The following is a 15,055-nucleotide window of genomic DNA, read 5'->3' as shown; positions in this document are numbered from 1 at the left end:
CCTCCATGTCGGTGTACGACACCCTTTGCCTGCTCGCCGCGATGGCGATGGTGATCTCCCTGATCAACGGCAAGATCGGAAAATTTCAGACCACCATCGCGATCACTGCTGGCGCTCTGATACTGTCGCTGGCCATCGTCATCGCCGGTCACGCGGGCTGGTTCGCCCTCGACGAAACCGCTAAAACCGCCATCAATCAGTTGAATTTCGAGGATTTCCTGCTGAAGGGCATCCTCGGATTTCTGCTGTTTGCCGGTGCGCTGGGGATCAAGCTCCCCCACCTGCGTGACCAGAAGTGGGAAATCGCCATCCTTGCCATGGGCAGCACCCTGTTCTCGACCTTCTTCATCGGCTACAGCCTGTGGCTGCTGGTGGGCTGGCTGGGTATCGACTTCGATCTGATCTACTGCCTGCTGTTCGGCGCCCTGATCTCTCCCACCGATCCCATCGCGGTGCTCGCCATCGTCAAGAAGATGAATGCACCCCGGCGCATCTCGACCCAGATCGAGGGCGAGTCGCTGTTCAACGACGGCTTCGGTCTGGTGCTCTTCGTCACCCTGTTCGCCGTCGCCTTCGGCGGCACCACCCCCACGGTGACCAGCGTCGGCCACCTGTTTCTGCAGGAGGCGCTCGGCGGCATCGTCTACGGCTTCGTGCTCGGTCAGCTGTTTCACCAGTTGATCCGTCACACCGACGACCACTCCATGGAGCTGATGCTGACGCTTCTGGTGCCCACCACCGGCTACGTGTTCGCCGAGTTTCTCGAGGTCTCCGGCCCCCTGGCCATGGTGGTGGCCGGCATCATCATCGGCAACCGTACCCGTCGCAAGGGCTTCTCCGAGGAGTCCCGGCAGCATCTCGACCACTTCTGGGAGCTGGTCGACGAGTTCCTCAATGGCGTGCTGTTCCTGCTGATCGGCATGACCATGCTGTCGTTCAGCTTCCACCCGGAGGACTGGGTGCTGATGATCGCCGCCGTGCCGCTGGTGCTGCTGTCGCGCTATCTGAGCGTGCGCCTGGCCTACCTGGGCTTCCGGCGCTTTCGTCGCTACAACCCCTACTCGGTTCGCATCCTGACCTGGGGCGGACTGCGTGGTGGTCTGGCGCTGGCCATGGCGATGTCGATTCCGTCGGGGATCACCGTGATTCCCGAAAAGAACATCGACGTGCGCGAGATCATCCTGGTAATGACCTACTCGGTGGTGGTGTTCTCGATCCTGATCCAGGGATCCAGCATCACCCCCTTGATCAAGCGCGCCAAGGTCTGGGAAACCGAGCAATTCAGGCGTAGCAAGCGCAGCTGATCCGGCGTGCGGCGCCAGCCGAGCTATCCCCTCCCTTGAAGAAAACACGGCCCCGGACAGTTCAAGCGTCCGGGGCCGTCTCGTCTCGACCACCACGGCAGCGCCAGTACCTGGACTTGCCGCGCCTGCGGAAACGTCGCGACCGGCTGGTGATCTCGCGGCCTTACGTCGGTTGCGCCGCCAGGGCAAGATTGCGCGGGGTCAGCGCGCGCGGGCAGAACTGGCTCAGACTGACCTCGAAGCCGGCCTCTTCGAGCCACAGGGCCCGGTCCAGCACCAGCCAAACCTCCAGCGGCCGGCGAAACAGATGGCGCACCAGCTCGAGTCGATTGACCCGCTGCAGGCACGCTCCGCCACGACGTCGATAGGCGTCCCAGTCGATCCCGTCGGGCACTGTCAGTCCCTTCTCCCGGGCGGCCCAACGGCAGAAGTCCTCGAAGCGCTCCGGCATCCTGCCGTAGGCCAGACTCGGCACCGCCAGATAGTCGTCGACCCCGCGCAGCCGGCGCTGAAGAGCATCGAAACCCAGTCGCCAGGCGTTCGCCTGTTCACGCTTGCGTCGCTCTCCCTGGCTGGCGGTCACGGTCTCCTGCACCGACAGCGCCAGCGCCTCTCGATCCAGCGACAGACCATGGCGCTCTGCCTGTTGCTGCGCCTGACGCGACAGGGGGCGATAGATCTTGTCACGGGTACGCTGGTAGCAGCAGGGAGCCAGACTGATCGCCACCTTCTGTTCACGTGCCAGCTCCAGCAGGCGCACGTGAAGATCGCCACAGGCATGCAGCGCCACCACCCGATCGGCGTCACCGAGGTGTCGGCTCACGCTGGGCGCCATCACGTCCTGCTCGACCAGCGTCACCTCTAGTCCCTGCCGCTCGGCCAGCGCCTGGCCGCTTTCGCACAGCGCCGGTTGCCACTCCAGCGCGCAAATGGAGCCGTCGTGGCGGCGCGCCAGCAGACGCGAAAGATGTCCCTTGCCGGCACACCACTCGACAAGCCGCTGCCCCTGGCCGACCGCCACCTGGGGCGCAAAGGCCAGCATCTGCTGCCACTTGCGACCTCCCACGTGGGCCGCCCACACCTCGGGCGCCTGGATCGGCGGCGCTCCATCGGGAACCCTGACCAGGCGCGCCAGTTCATCCACCGGTAGCCAGGCGGCCAGCGGCGAGGCATCGAAGGGGCGTTGCTGCAAGCGCTGGCACCGAGCGTCATCCAGCGCCTGCAGGCAGGCGGCGATATCAGCGGCGGGCGCCCGCTCGGGCCAGGGAGCCCCGGCATGGGTAAAGGGCGCCGGCGACCAGAGCCAGTGCCAGTCGGCGAGCAACCGGGTCAACGCCTCGAGGCGCTCGGCGTGGGGCAAGGGAGTGTTCATGCAGTCGCGAAGATCATGGTGGCTAAAGGTAGGTGTTGGGCGATGGACAGTGGACGGCGTGCGTCATGGTACCAGCAGGCCGCAGGCGGGACATCGATCAAGCGATGGACAGGCCACACTGGATCGTCGGCGCCGGGGCGGCTAGCCTGAACCTTTTCGGCTCTCGCTTCGGTCTGGTTTCGGTCTGGTTTCGGTCTGGTTCCGCGCTGGTTTCGGTCTGCTGCTGCGCTGGTTCCGGTCTGGTTCCGCGCTGGTTTCGGTCTGCTGCTGCGCTGGTTCCGCTCTTGGTTCACTCTTGGCTCTCTCTTGATTTACGCTGGATTCACGCTGGCCCCGCTCATGCCCCTTCTGCGATTTCGACCGTCACATCGCTGCTGCCCCCCACGCCGGTGGACGCCACCGAGGTGGGCCACCCTGGCGATGCTGCTGGTGCTCGGCCTCGACGCCCAGGCATCCTGCACCAGCACTGCAACAGTCGCTGGCCTGGCGCCCGGCGACTGGATCACGCCCGGCGACTGGATCACGCCCGGTGACGCTCGCGCCCATACGGCGCCGGCGATGGGCTGGCCGATGCTCGCCCGCCAGCAGGTGGTCCTGCTGGGTGAGCAGCACGATCGTCCCGACCACCATCGTTTCCAGCTGGCGAGCCTGGCCGCCCTGCACGCCCATCATCCGAATCTGGCCATTGGCCTAGAGATGCTGCCGAGGGAAAGCCAACCGGCACTGGACGCCTGGATCGCCGGTGACATCGATGAGGCCGCCCTGCTCGAGCAGAGCCAGTGGTACCGCTACTGGGGCTTCGACCCCGAGCTGTACCTGCCGATGCTGCGCTTTGCCCGGGACCAGACGCTGCCGCTGAAGGCCCTGAACGTCACCCCTGAGCTGCGCCAACGGCTGGTCGAGGATGGCGTCTCCACACTGCCGCCGGCACAACGCCACGGCATACCCGAACCCGTAGCGGCCATGCCGTCCTACCGTGAACGGCTCGAGGCGAGTCTAGAGGAACACGCCCTGGAACTTGGTGGCGAAGGCTTTGGCCAGGGCTTCGACGACGACATGATCGACGGCTTCGTCTACGCCCAGCAGGTGTGGGACATGGCCATGGCTCAGGGGCTCGCCGAGCTGGTCGAAGATGGCCACCTGGCGGTGGGCCTGGTGGGTATGGGTCACGCCAGCCACGGCGAGGGAATCGAGGCACAGCTTAAGAGCCTGGGTATCGCCGATGTCGCGAGCCTCTTGCCGCTGTCTGCCGACGATGCCTGCGAGGCCGAAGCAGGACTCGCCGAAGCGGTCTTTGTGGTACGCGAAGACAAGCACAACGAGGGGCCGCGACTCGGGGTAGGTGTCGAATCAAGCGAGGACCGACCGGGCCTGGTGGTGACCGAGGTGGTACCGAACAGTCCCGCCGAGGCTGCGGGGCTGCGCGTCGGCGACCGCATCCTGAGCTTTGCCGGGCGTGACATCGCGCATCCCTACCAGCTCAAGGCAATGGTGCCTCGCGTACTGCCAGGCACCCAGGCCAGCATCACGGTGACGCGCGATCACCAGCGCCAGACGCTGACGGTGAGTTTCCCGATCGTGGAACCCGCTCTGGACGTCGAACGAGGTGAGGGGACGCGACAGCACCAGCGACCCGCACTGCAACAAGAGCAGCAACAAGAGCAGCAGCAAAAGCAGCAACAAGAGCAGCAACAAGAGCAGGAGCAGCTGCCTCAAGAATAGCGCTCCGGCGTTCAACGCCGCCGGTCGGTATCCAGCTCGACCAGACGGCGAGCCAATTCCTCTAGCTGATGCGGGGCGAAGACCTCGATGCCTGCATCGCGCAACAGCGCGGCGGTCACGCCTTCACCGGCGATCCTGCTGCCACTGAAGCGGCCATCGTACACCTGGGTGCTGCCACAGGACGGGCTGGCGTCGGTCAACAGCGCCAACCGGCAGTGGTAGCGCCTGGCGGTGACAAGCGCTCGCCTGGCGCCCGCCACAAAGGCCTCGGTGGGATCACCGCCGTCGATGTCGACGATCCTGAGCTCGCCTGCCAGCACCTGAGCGCCGCTGCCTCCTGCGATCTCCGCCGCGGGCCGCGGTGTGGGCAGGCCTCCCGCCACCTCGGGGCACACCGGCACCAGCCGTCCCTGGTCACGCCACAGCGCCAAACGCTCGTCGCCGAGCCACTTGTGCCCGGCGTCATATCGCACCGGATCCCCGAGCAGGCAGGCGCTGACCAGAAGTGGCGTCAGTTCTGCGGCGGCGGGTGATGATTTCGGGTCCATCGTATCTACTCGTTCTACACAAGAGAGGGCGCAAGGGCGGCGACGACAGTCCCATGGTGCACCGGACCTGGACACAAACCAAGCCCGGTGCCGCCTCGGCGGCACCCGTGGTAAGCTCGCGTCTCGCAACATCAGCCAACCTTCAGTGAAGTTCAGGAGTCATCCCATGGTCCAGGCCACCGCCCGCCACATCCTCGTCGACAGCGAAGAAAAGTGCCAAACCCTCAAGACCGAGATCGAGAACGGTCGTGATTTCGCCGAGGTTGCCCGCGAGCACTCCTCCTGCCCGTCCGGCCGCCAGGGCGGCGACCTGGGCAGCTTCGGCCCCGGCCAGATGGTGCGTGAGTTCGACGAGGTCGTCTTCTCCGCCGACCTCAACAAGGTGCAGGGCCCGGTGAAGACCCAGTTTGGTTATCATCTGCTGGAAGTCACCAGCCGCGGCTAGGCTTGCCAGAAAGGCGCCTACGCCTGGCGACCTTTCGACCGAGCCTCAGACCCGCCTGGGTAGCAACGACAACGCCGCGAGAGATCGCGGCGTTGTCGTGTCGGCCTGTCGAATAATCCGCAGGGCACGATCCGAGCGGGGCTATCAGAGCGGGGCTATCAGAGCGATACCGTCAGAGCGATGCCGTCAGAGCGATACCGTCGGAGCGACGCTATCAGAGCGACACTGACAAGGTCATTCCACCCGGGTCAGGGGTTCGCCCCGGGTGTGGATCATCACCACGATCAGTTCCGCCGGTGTGTCGTCGCTGGCATTGACCAGCTGTACGTGGCGCACGCCCTCGGGCTCTCGCCATTCGTCTCCGGGGCCAAAGCGTTCTTCTTCCCCCCCTTCAAGCTGCGAGATCACCTCACCGGTGGCCACCTTGACGTAGGCCGGCCCTGCGTGACGGTGAGGCGGCAGGCTGGCCCCCGGGTCCAGGGTGACCAGCACCATGGTCGAGATCAGGTTCGAGTCATCGGACACCCACTTCTGCTGCATGATGTTCTGGGACACGCTCGGCGTCACCTGCTCGCCCGCCTGCGCCGACGCCCGGGGCGAGACCGCGACCATCAGCGCCAGGCCGAGTCCCAGCAGCACCAGCGAACGCCAGGGTGACTGCGCCAGCGCCACTGCCCTGCTCGCCATTGGCTGACTTGCCATTGCACTGCTGGCCAATGCACTGCTTGCCACAGTACCGCTTGCCATAGCACCGCTTGCGATTGCACTGCTTGCCATTGCTTCAGCCACATTTTTTTTATACGTCAGGGGAGACACTCGAGTCATGGATCGTTCCTCTTGCCGAAGACGCCGTCGAATTGGGAATCCTTGAGTGGCGCTGCCACTGCCTTCCTTACATAAGTCTGTCCAACGCAAATCGTCGAACGGTGTGTTCCACGCTTGATTGCCGGTTCTTGCACACTCCCTTGGGAGAATTCACCCGCCTGGTCCGCTGGGCTGGGTTAGCCTAGGCAAAAAAACAAGAACCCATGGACCGCGACGCTATCTGTTACCCGATGATGAGGACACCCCTATGCCGATCACCGACACTCCCGACCGTTACGGCAGCATCAGCCGTTTCTTCCATTGGGCCATCGCCGCGCTGGTGGTGTGGCAGCTCGTTACCGCGAGCGCCAGGTTCCTGTTCGAGGACTCCTGGTTGGATGAACTGCTGTGGAGCAGCCACAAGCCCGTGGGATTGACGATTCTGGTACTGATGCTGCTACGCGTGAGCTGGGCGCTGATCAACCAGCGGCGTCGCCCGGCACGGGTCAACCTGGCGTCGCACCTTGGCCATGTCGCGCTCTATGGCCTGCTGATTCTCATCCCCTCCATCGCGCTCCTTCGCCAGTACGGCTCCGGCCGCGCCTTCTCGCCTTTCGGCATCGAACTGATGGCCGGCTTCGAAGGAGACGAGATCGCCTGGATGGAGGCCCCCGCCAACCTGCTCCATGGCTGGCTGGGCTGGACCCTGTTCGCTCTCGCTCTCGGCCATGTGGCAATGGCAGTGCTCCATCGCGTCAGTCGCCACAGTCCCGACGTGCTGCCGCGGATGACCAACGTCACCCCACGCGACTGAGACGCGCCGGGACGGCGCCCGACTGTGTGCAGATCAGAGCGGTCGCGCTAGGATGGGCGGGGTCAATCGATAAGGACGTCTCCATGCCTCGCCCGCATCCCTCAGCATCTCTACCCGCCCGGGTCACACCCGGGCGGCCTGTACCCGCCGCCGAAGGGGCCCAGACATGAGCGCCCCGATCATCGACGTCAAGGGACTGACCAAGGTCTACAACGGCGGTTTCGAGGCGCTCAAGGGCATCGATCTGGAGATTCGTCGCGGCGAGATCTTCGCCCTGCTCGGACCCAACGGCGCCGGCAAGACCACCCTCATCAGCGTCATCTGCGGCCTGGTCAATCCGTCCTCCGGGCGTGTGCTGGTCGATGGCCATGACATCCTCGACGACTTCCGCGCCGCCCGCTCGCGCATCGGGCTGGTGCCCCAGGAGTTGACCAGCGAGGCCTTCTCCACCGTCTGGGATACCGTCTCCTTCAGCCGCGGCCTGTTCGGCAAGCCGAAGGACCCGGCGCATATCGAGAAGGTACTGCGCCAGCTGAGCCTGTGGGAGAAACGCAAGAATCGCCTGATCACCCTGTCCGGCGGCATGAAACGACGAGTACTGATCGCCAAGGCGCTGGCCCACGAGCCCCAGGTGCTGTTTCTCGACGAACCCACCGCCGGGGTCGACGTCGAACTGAGGCGCGACATGTGGGAGGTGGTACGTGGACTCAGGCAGAGCGGCGTCACCATCATCCTCACCACCCACTACATCGAAGAAGCCGAGGAAATGGCCGAGCGCATCGGCGTGATTCGCGCAGGCGAACTGGTGCTGGTCGAAGACAAGCAGACACTGATGGCGAGCCTGGGGCGCAAGGAGCTGACCCTGCACCTGCGCGAACCGCTCTCCCAGTTGCCCGAGGCGCTCGCCCACCGCAGCCTGACCCTGGCCGATGACGGCCACGCTCTGGTCTATCGCTACGACGGTGCCGACGACGGCGAAGGCGCCATCGCCGACCTGCTGGGCGAGGTCGACGCCGCCGGCATCACCTTCAAGGACCTGCACACCCGTCAGAGCTCGCTGGAAGAGATCTTCGTCAATCTGGTCAAGGAACGGACATGAACCTCACCTCGGTCAAGACGCTGTATCGGGCCGAAATGGCCCGCAGCCTGCGCACCATCCTGCAGAGCGTGGTCTCTCCGGTGCTGTCGACCTCGCTGTACTTCGTGGTGTTCGGCTCGGCCATCGGGTCACGCATCAGTGAGGTCGAGGGCATTCCCTACGGGGCCTTTATCGTGCCTGGGTTGATCATGCTGATGCTGCTGACCCAGAGCGTCTCCAACGCCTCTTTCGGGATCTTCTTTCCACGCTTCTCCGGCTCCGTCTACGAAATCCTGTCGGCACCGATCTCGCCGCTGGAGATCGTGCTGGGCTTTGTCGGTGCCGCCGCCACCAAGTCGATCGTCCTGGGGCTTATCGTGCTGGGTACCGCCAGCCTGTTTGTGCCCTTTACCATCGAGCATCCACTGATGATGCTGCTGTTTCTGGTGCTCACCGCCCTGACCTTCAGCCTGCTCGGCTTCATCATCGGTATCTGGGCCGACGGCTTCGAAAAGCTCCAGCTGGTGCCCCTGCTGGTGATCACCCCGCTGACCTTCCTCGGCGGCACCTTCTACTCCATCGACATGCTGCCACCGCTATGGCAGACGGTGACCCTGTTCAATCCGGTGGTCTATCTGGTGTCGGGCTTTCGCTACAGCTTCTACGGGCTCGGTGACGTCAGCGTGTGGATCAGCCTGGGCATGATCCTGTTGTTCATGGCCGTGGCCCTGGTGGTGATCCACGCCATCTTCAGAAGCGGCTATCGACTCAAGCCCTGAATCCAGGGACCCTTTCGACCCAACGGAGCAAGGGAAGCGCTGAAGAAATGTCGCGAGCGAAGAGAGGTCAGCTGCCGCCGGAGCGGAAAGTTTCGATTTTACATATAGTTAAATGAGAAGCTTGAGCACCGCCGGCGGCCGAGATGTCGAGCGCAGCAATTTATGCAGTGGTTCCCAATTGCGTTATCATCTGCCGCCGCCCCTTCCCACGAGGTCCCCATGCCGATATCCGCCTGTGTCATCCAGCGCCTCGAGAAGAGCGCCAGCGACAGTCCGGCAACCCTTGTGCCCGCAAGCGAACTGCATCCCGACAGTGACGCCCTGGACAGCCTGGTCACCCGCCTGACCGATGCCTACCACGGCAAGGCCAAGCGCTGGGGACGGCTCAATGAGCATACTGTCGCGGTGAGCGACGTAGCGCAGGACGCTGTGGGCGCCAGCGATGCCTCTGTTGACGAGCCCCCTGTTGACGAGCCCCCGGCTGATGATACCCCGCCCTGGGACGACGCCGCGGCTGAATCCACCGGCCTGGTCGCCACGTCCAGCCGCTTCCCGGCCGAGTTCAAGGCCTACCTTCAGGACGAACGCGACCTGCAAACGCTCGCGGCGTCTCTGGGTGAAGCGATCAAGAAACTGGTCGACGACCACCTGCCCACCGGTGGGCACCTGATCCTCGCCGACCAGCGCCAGGGCGAAACCCGCCACCTGTTTCTGGCGCTGGTGCACCATCGTGACGGCTTCGTCATCGGTGACGACGGCCGCGTCGCCATTACCGGTCAGGTCAACCACAGCCAGATGTCGCTGGCCTTTCGCCTCAACCTGACCCAATGGCAGGAAGGCGGCCCGTCGAGCCAGTACCTGTCACTGCTGGCCGACCGTGGTGCGCGCAAGCTGGCGGACGACCTGCAGGCGCTGCTCGGCGCCAGCGAAGGGGTCGACCCGAAGAGCGAGACCCGCACCCTGCTCAAGGCGTTCAGCGATTACGTGGAGCGCGAGGACATGGCCGAGGAAACCTCCCGCGAGAAGACCGACGCGCTGATCGACTACGCCCAGGATCAGGCCAGCCGTGGTGAGGCCATGACCCTGGACGAGCTGTCCGCGCTGGTGGATGACGACAAGCCGCGGGCCTTCTACGAGCACATCCGCAACGCCGACTACGGGCTGTCGCCGGAGATTCCGCCGGACAAGCGCACCCTGAACCAGTTCCGCCGCTTCACCGGCCGCGCCGAGGGCGTCTCGATCAGCTTCGACTCCCATCTGCTCGGCAACAGCATCGAGTACGACGAAGAGCGCGACCGGCTGATCATCAAGAAGCTGCCCAACAAGCTCAAGGAACAGCTCCAGGGCGGCTAGCCAGGGTCGCTGGTTCAGAGCGGCTAGTTCAGGCCTGCCGGGATTCCGACGCCATGCTCTCGACCTCGACCACACGATCCAGGCGCAGGTCATCCTCCGGGCGCTCGCCGGGATAGCCGCCGGGCACGGCCACAACCCGGGTGTCCCCCACCGTCAGCATCACCGGGTCGTGGACATGGCCGTGGACCCACAGCGCCACGCCCTCCATCAACGCCTCGAGACGCGAGGCGAAGGCCGGCGACAGCGGGTCGCCCTGATAGTGGGCGGGAATGCACTCGGCCAGGGGGGCGTGGTGGCTGACCACCACCGTGGCACCGTCAAACGGCCTGGCGAGCTCGGCCTCCAGCCAGGCCCGGTTCTCGCGGTGCAGCTCGACGCTGCGTTCCGGCGAGAAGACCTCACCTTCGGGTTCTTCGATGACCGCGAAGTCGGGCATCTGTCGCAGTGCAGCGGACAGCGTCTCGGTGGGAATGTCCTGCGGGTCGGGACGCTCGTCGTAGAGCGCGAAGTCGGTCCACAGTGTCGTGCCCAGAAAGCGCACGCCGCCGAGCTCCAGCCGTGCGTTGTCGAGCAGGTGAATGCCAAGCTCCCCGGCCCGTGTGGCCATCTCCCGGCGCAGGGCGCCCATGCGGTGCTTGTAGAATTCGTGATTGCCGGGCACGTAGATCACCGGCTGATCCGCAAAGCGCCTGGCCGCCCACTCGAGCCCCTTGAGCCCGAGGTGGATATCCCCGGCCAGGATGACCGCGTCGGCCTCGACTTCCGGCAGCTCACGATCTCCGTCGAAGTGTTCCAGGTGCAGGTCGGACAGTATTCTCAGGCGCATGGTGTCGCCTCCCGGTTCCCGGCTAAAGGTTACGCTCGGTCAGGGCCAGCCTCGCGCCCAATCCCACGAACAAGGCACCCAGCCCTCGTTCACACCATAGCCCAAGCCTGCGACTGCCGCGCAGGGCCTTGGCCAGCCTCGCCCCGGCGATCACCAGCGGAGGCTCGACCACGGCCGCCACCAGGATGATGGCCAGCCCGTGCAGCGCCAGCTGCAGGCTGACGGGTCCCGCCCCGGCCACCACGAACTGGGGCAGGAACGCCAGAAAGAAGATCGCGACCTTGGGATTGAGCAGCGAGATAAGGATGCCCTGGCGGTAGATGCGGGTGCCGCTGGCAGGCACCACAGGCGCCGTGGCGGTGTCCTCTGTCCCCCGCGCCAGCAGCGACTTGAGCCCCAGCCACACCAGATAGGCGGCGCCCAGCCACTTCACCAGACTGAAGGCCAGCGCCGAGGTGGCGAGGATCGCCGACAGACCCAGCGCCGCCATGATGACGTGCAGCCCCGCACCGCTCCATACCCCGAACATGGCGGCAAAGCCGCCACGGCGGCCATGGCGTGCGGTCTGGCCCAGCACGTAGGCCATGTCCGGCCCCGGGGAAAGGTTGAGCAGCAGCGCCGCCGACAGAAACGTGACCCAGTGGGCCAGGGAGTACTCGAGCATCGCGGTCTTGGCCTGGATAAAGATGGAGTGTCGAATAAAGGAACACGCCAGACGCCCCGATGGGGGCATGGGGTGAATCCCCAGACTAGGTCGCGCGTCCGGGCGCGTCCACACTATCAGTTGAGGGAGCACGACCGACTGACGCATGCTAGACGCTTCCCCCCACTCACGCCCCCTGGCACTGGCCAACCGGGGTGTCACGACCACCCGCCCCTGCACAGGAGTTCGTCATGCCGCTTCCCCGCTCGACCACATCATCTACGCTGCCTCACCTCGGCTTTATCGGTATCGGCCTGATGGGCGATCCACTCAGCCGCCGGCTGGCCGAGGCCGGGCATCCGTTGACGCTGTATAACCGCACCCGGGCCAAGGCCGAGGCGGTGGCCGCCGACACCGGTGCCCGGGTGGCCGACAGCGTCGCCGAGCTGACCGCGGAGGTGGACGTGATCCTGAGCTGCGTGGCCAATACCGAGGTGCTGCGCGAAGTGATGCTCGGCAGCGACGGCGTCATCACCCGGGCGCGACCGGGACAGCGCATCATCGACATGACCAGCGCCGACCCCGCCGCCACTCGGGAGCTGGCCCAGGCCGCCAGCGAGGCGGGCGTCAGCTGGGTGGATGCGCCGGTCTCCGGCGGCGTGGCCGGCGCCGAGGCGGGCAGCCTGGCGATCATGTGTGGCGGCGACGCGGCGGACGTGGAGGCGGCCCGAGAGGTCCTCGCCCCGCTGGCCTCACGCATCACCCACTTGGGCCCGGTGGGCTCGGGCCAGGTCACCAAGCTGTGCAATCAGCTACTGGTCGGCTGCACCACCGCGGCCATCGCCGAGATGGTGGCGCTGGCCGAGGCCAGCGGGGTCGACGCCAGTCGCTTGCCCGACGCCCTGGCCGGTGGCTTCGCCGACTCGACGCCCTTTCGCATGCTGACCCCGCGCATGGCCAGTCGTGACTTCGAGGCGCCGAGCTGGCACCTGCGCACCCTGCTCAAGGACGTCGACATGGCCACCGCCCAGGGCCATCGTCAGTCCAGCGCCACGCCCATGGCGGCCCTGGCCGCCCAGCTGATGCGCAGCCGGCTCGCCCGCGGCGAGGGTGAAAAGGACCCGGCAACGCTGATTCGCCTGTATCGAGACGACGACGCCCAGCACTGACGCCGAGGATTGTTCCGCCCACGGGGCTACCGTACACTCGTTTGAAATCACTTCGTTGCCACTTCGTTATTCAGGATCCTCGCCCATGGCGTTTGACTCGACTTCCACCTACGTCGCCACGGATGCCCTCAAGCAGGCCGTCAATGCCGCGGTAACGCTGAAGCGCCCGCTGTTGATCAAGGGTGAGCCGGGCACCGGCAAGACCTTGCTGGCCGAGGAGCTCGCCGCCTCGCTCGGCACCCGGCTGGTCACCTGGCACATCAAGTCCACCACCAAGGCCGCCCAGGGGCTCTACGAGTACGACGCGGTCAGTCGCCTGCGCGACTCCCAGCTTGGCGTGGAAGGCGTCGACAACGTCGCCAACTACCTGCGTCCGGGCAAGCTGTGGGAAGCCTTCACCGCCGACGAACGGGTGGTGCTGTTGATCGACGAGATCGACAAGGCCGACATCGAGTTCCCCAACGACCTGCTGCAGGAACTCGATCGCATGGAGTTCTTCGTCTACGAGACCGGAGAGACCATTCGCGCCCGTCACCGGCCCATCGTGGTGATCACCTCCAACAACGAGAAGGAGCTGCCCGACGCCTTCCTGCGCCGCTGCTTCTTCCACTACATCGAGTTTCCCGACCGCGCCACCATGGAGCGCATCGTCGCTGTGCACTTCCCGGATATCGCGCCGCGACTGGTCAGCCAGGCGCTGGAGGTGTTCTTCGAGCTGCGCGAGGCGCCGGGGCTCAAGAAGCGCCCGTCGACCTCGGAACTGGTCGACTGGCTGAAGCTTTTGATGGCCGACGAGGTCGCCCGCGAGGCCCTGAGCCAGCGTGATCCGGCCAAGAGCCTGCCGCCGCTGGCCGGCGCCCTGGTCAAGAACGAGCAGGACACCGCTCTGCTGGAGCGCCTCGCCTTCATGGTGCGGCGTCAGGGTCGCTGATGTTTCTCGATCTGTTCGACACCCTGCGCCGCCACCAGGTGCCCGTCTCGTTGCGCGAGCTGCTGGATCTGCACGCCGCCGTCGAAGCCGGCGTAGTATTCGCCGATATCGACGACTTCTACCAGCTGGCGCGTACCGTGATGGTCAAGGACGAGCGCCACTTCGACCGTTTCGATCGCGCCTTTGCCGCCTGGATGGGGTCGGTGGAAGGCCTCGATGCGGCCATCGATGCGTTGATCCCGGACGAATGGCTACGCCGTGAATTCGAGCGTCAGCTCAGCGACGAGGAGAAAGCTCAGATCCAGTCGCTGGGTGGGCTTGAAAAGCTGATCGAGACCTTCAAGCAACGCCTGGCCGAGCAGAAGGAGCGCCACGCCGGCGGCAACAAGTGGATCGGCACCGGCGGCACCAGCCCCTTCGGCGCCTACGGCTACAATCCCGAGGGCGTACGCATCGGCCAGGATGGCTCGCGCCATCGGCGTGCGGTCAAGGTCTGGGACGAGCGGCGCTTTCGCGACTACGACGACGACCAGGCGCTGGGGCCGCGCAACATCAAGATGGCGCTGCGTCGCCTGCGTCGCTTCGCCCGCCAGGGGGCGCTCGAGGAATTCGACATCGACGCCACCATCCGCGATACCGCACGGGACGCCGGTCTGCTCAACCTGCGCATGCGCCCGCCGCGTCACAACGCGGTCAAGGTGCTGCTGTTTCTCGACGTGGGCGGGTCCATGGACGACCACATCCGCGTCTGCGAGGAGCTGTTCTCGGCGGCGCGCTCCGAGTTCAAGCACCTGGAGCACTTCTACTTCCACAACTGCCTCTACGAGGGCGTCTGGCGCAACAACGCCCGACGCCACAAGGAGCGTTTCTCGACCTGGGAGTTGATGCGCACCTACGGTGCCGACTATCAGGTGGTGGTGGTCGGCGATGCGTCGATGTCGCCCTACGAGATCACCCATCCCGGCGGCAGCGTGGAGCACTTCAACGAGGAACCGGGCGGGGTCTGGCTCAGGCGCCTGGCCGAGCGCTACCCGCGACTGGTCTGGCTCAACCCCAGCCCACCACGCTATTGGGAGTACACTCCTTCGACCCGGCTGATTCGCGAGCTGATCCACGAGCGCATGTATCCCATGACGCTGGAGGGACTGGATGAAGCGATGCGCGAACTGGCGCGCTGACCATGGTGTTGCTGGGGGACCGGACAGTTGGCACCACCTAGCCGTCGCCCGCAATAACCACATCAGGCAATTTCGTGAGAAAATAGCCG

General features: G+C 65.4%; 15 protein-coding genes. 10 read left to right on the top strand and 5 right to left on the bottom strand.

All coding sequences use genetic code 11. The features are described 5' to 3' along the window. The first annotated feature begins 5 nt into the window (after nucleotides 1-5). Complete coding sequence (locus KUW00_RS14420) at nucleotides 6-1,304, top strand: cation:proton antiporter (protein WP_045994275.1); 1,299 nt, start codon at nucleotides 6-8, stop codon at nucleotides 1,302-1,304. Between the two features lie 163 nt (nucleotides 1,305-1,467). Here the strand turns inward: KUW00_RS14420 and KUW00_RS14415 are convergent, their stop codons facing one another. Further along, nucleotides 1,468-2,676, bottom strand: coding sequence for a methyltransferase (locus KUW00_RS14415; protein ID WP_222569380.1), 1,209 nt, complete (start codon nucleotides 2,674-2,676; stop codon nucleotides 1,468-1,470). A 420-nt stretch (nucleotides 2,677-3,096) separates the two neighbouring features. On the opposite strand from KUW00_RS14415, the gene KUW00_RS14410 reads away from it, so the two are divergent. Further along, nucleotides 3,097-4,398, top strand: coding sequence for a ChaN family lipoprotein (locus KUW00_RS14410; protein WP_222569379.1), 1,302 nt, complete (start codon nucleotides 3,097-3,099; stop codon nucleotides 4,396-4,398). Between the two features lie 11 nt (nucleotides 4,399-4,409). Here KUW00_RS14410 and KUW00_RS14405 read toward each other — a convergent pair whose 3' ends face one another. Continuing rightward, on the bottom strand, nucleotides 4,410-4,946 hold the full coding sequence (locus KUW00_RS14405) for a DUF523 domain-containing protein (protein WP_261392187.1): 537 nt from the start codon (nucleotides 4,944-4,946) through the stop codon (nucleotides 4,410-4,412). 166 nt (nucleotides 4,947-5,112) lie between these two features. On the opposite strand from KUW00_RS14405, the gene KUW00_RS14400 reads away from it, so the two are divergent. Then, on the top strand, nucleotides 5,113-5,391 hold the full coding sequence (locus KUW00_RS14400) for a peptidylprolyl isomerase (protein ID WP_045994272.1): 279 nt from the start codon (nucleotides 5,113-5,115) through the stop codon (nucleotides 5,389-5,391). Nucleotides 5,392-5,625: 234 nt separating this feature from the next. Here KUW00_RS14400 and KUW00_RS14395 read toward each other — a convergent pair whose 3' ends face one another. Beyond that, nucleotides 5,626-6,078 carry a cupin domain-containing protein gene (locus KUW00_RS14395; protein ID WP_261392186.1) on the bottom strand — a complete coding sequence of 151 codons (453 nt, stop codon included), beginning with the start codon at nucleotides 6,076-6,078 and terminating at the stop codon, nucleotides 5,626-5,628. Nucleotides 6,079-6,463: 385 nt separating this feature from the next. Here KUW00_RS14395 and KUW00_RS14385 point away from each other — a divergent pair, with 385 nt between their 5' ends. The 4 genes from KUW00_RS14385 (at nucleotide 6,464) to KUW00_RS14370 (ending at nucleotide 10,219) form a co-directional block, all read left to right on the top strand. Beyond that, nucleotides 6,464-7,009 (top strand): cytochrome b, encoded by a 546-nt coding sequence (locus KUW00_RS14385; protein WP_222569377.1) that lies wholly within the window; start codon nucleotides 6,464-6,466, stop codon nucleotides 7,007-7,009. A gap of 166 nt (nucleotides 7,010-7,175) precedes the next feature. Beyond that, on the top strand, nucleotides 7,176-8,108 hold the full coding sequence (locus tag KUW00_RS14380; protein WP_108132730.1) for an ABC transporter ATP-binding protein: 933 nt from the start codon (nucleotides 7,176-7,178) through the stop codon (nucleotides 8,106-8,108). Continuing rightward, on the top strand, nucleotides 8,105-8,866 hold the full coding sequence (locus KUW00_RS14375; RefSeq protein ID WP_108132729.1) for an ABC transporter permease: 762 nt from the start codon (nucleotides 8,105-8,107) through the stop codon (nucleotides 8,864-8,866). The genes KUW00_RS14380 and KUW00_RS14375 overlap by 4 nt, the downstream gene beginning before the upstream one ends. Before the next feature lie 219 nt (nucleotides 8,867-9,085). Next, nucleotides 9,086-10,219 carry a nucleoid-associated protein gene (locus tag KUW00_RS14370; protein ID WP_222569376.1) on the top strand — a complete coding sequence of 378 codons (1,134 nt, stop codon included), beginning with the start codon at nucleotides 9,086-9,088 and terminating at the stop codon, nucleotides 10,217-10,219. Nucleotides 10,220-10,247: 28 nt separating this feature from the next. Here KUW00_RS14370 and KUW00_RS14365 read toward each other — a convergent pair whose 3' ends face one another. Together KUW00_RS14365 and KUW00_RS14360 are read right to left on the bottom strand one after the other, a co-directional pair. Continuing rightward, the gene (locus KUW00_RS14365; RefSeq protein ID WP_222569375.1) at nucleotides 10,248-11,045 is read right to left on the bottom strand and encodes a metallophosphoesterase family protein; all 798 of its coding nucleotides are present in this window, start codon (nucleotides 11,043-11,045) and stop codon (nucleotides 10,248-10,250) included. A 22-nt stretch (nucleotides 11,046-11,067) separates the two neighbouring features. After that, nucleotides 11,068-11,709 (bottom strand): LysE family translocator, encoded by a 642-nt coding sequence (locus tag KUW00_RS14360; protein ID WP_222569429.1) that lies wholly within the window; start codon nucleotides 11,707-11,709, stop codon nucleotides 11,068-11,070. Between the two features lie 230 nt (nucleotides 11,710-11,939). On the opposite strand from KUW00_RS14360, the gene KUW00_RS14355 reads away from it, so the two are divergent. The 3 genes from KUW00_RS14355 (at nucleotide 11,940) to KUW00_RS14345 (ending at nucleotide 14,966) form a co-directional block, all read left to right on the top strand. After that, a complete protein-coding gene (locus KUW00_RS14355) occupies nucleotides 11,940-12,857 on the top strand; it encodes an NAD(P)-dependent oxidoreductase (protein WP_222569374.1) in 918 nt (305 codons plus the stop codon). 85 nt (nucleotides 12,858-12,942) lie between these two features. After that, a complete protein-coding gene (locus KUW00_RS14350; protein ID WP_108132724.1) occupies nucleotides 12,943-13,788 on the top strand; it encodes an AAA family ATPase in 846 nt (281 codons plus the stop codon). Further along, complete coding sequence (locus KUW00_RS14345) at nucleotides 13,788-14,966, top strand: vWA domain-containing protein (protein WP_222569373.1); 1,179 nt, start codon at nucleotides 13,788-13,790, stop codon at nucleotides 14,964-14,966. The genes KUW00_RS14350 and KUW00_RS14345 overlap by 1 nt, the downstream gene beginning before the upstream one ends. Nucleotides 14,967-15,055: the final 89 nt, after the last annotated feature.

Source organism: Halomonas sp. DP5N14-9, assembly GCF_019802175.1.
Taxonomy (GTDB): Bacteria; Pseudomonadota; Gammaproteobacteria; order Pseudomonadales; family Halomonadaceae; genus Halomonas; species Halomonas litopenaei.
Note: the sequence above shows the minus strand (reverse complement) of the source record. Positions and strands in the feature narration are given on the sequence as shown.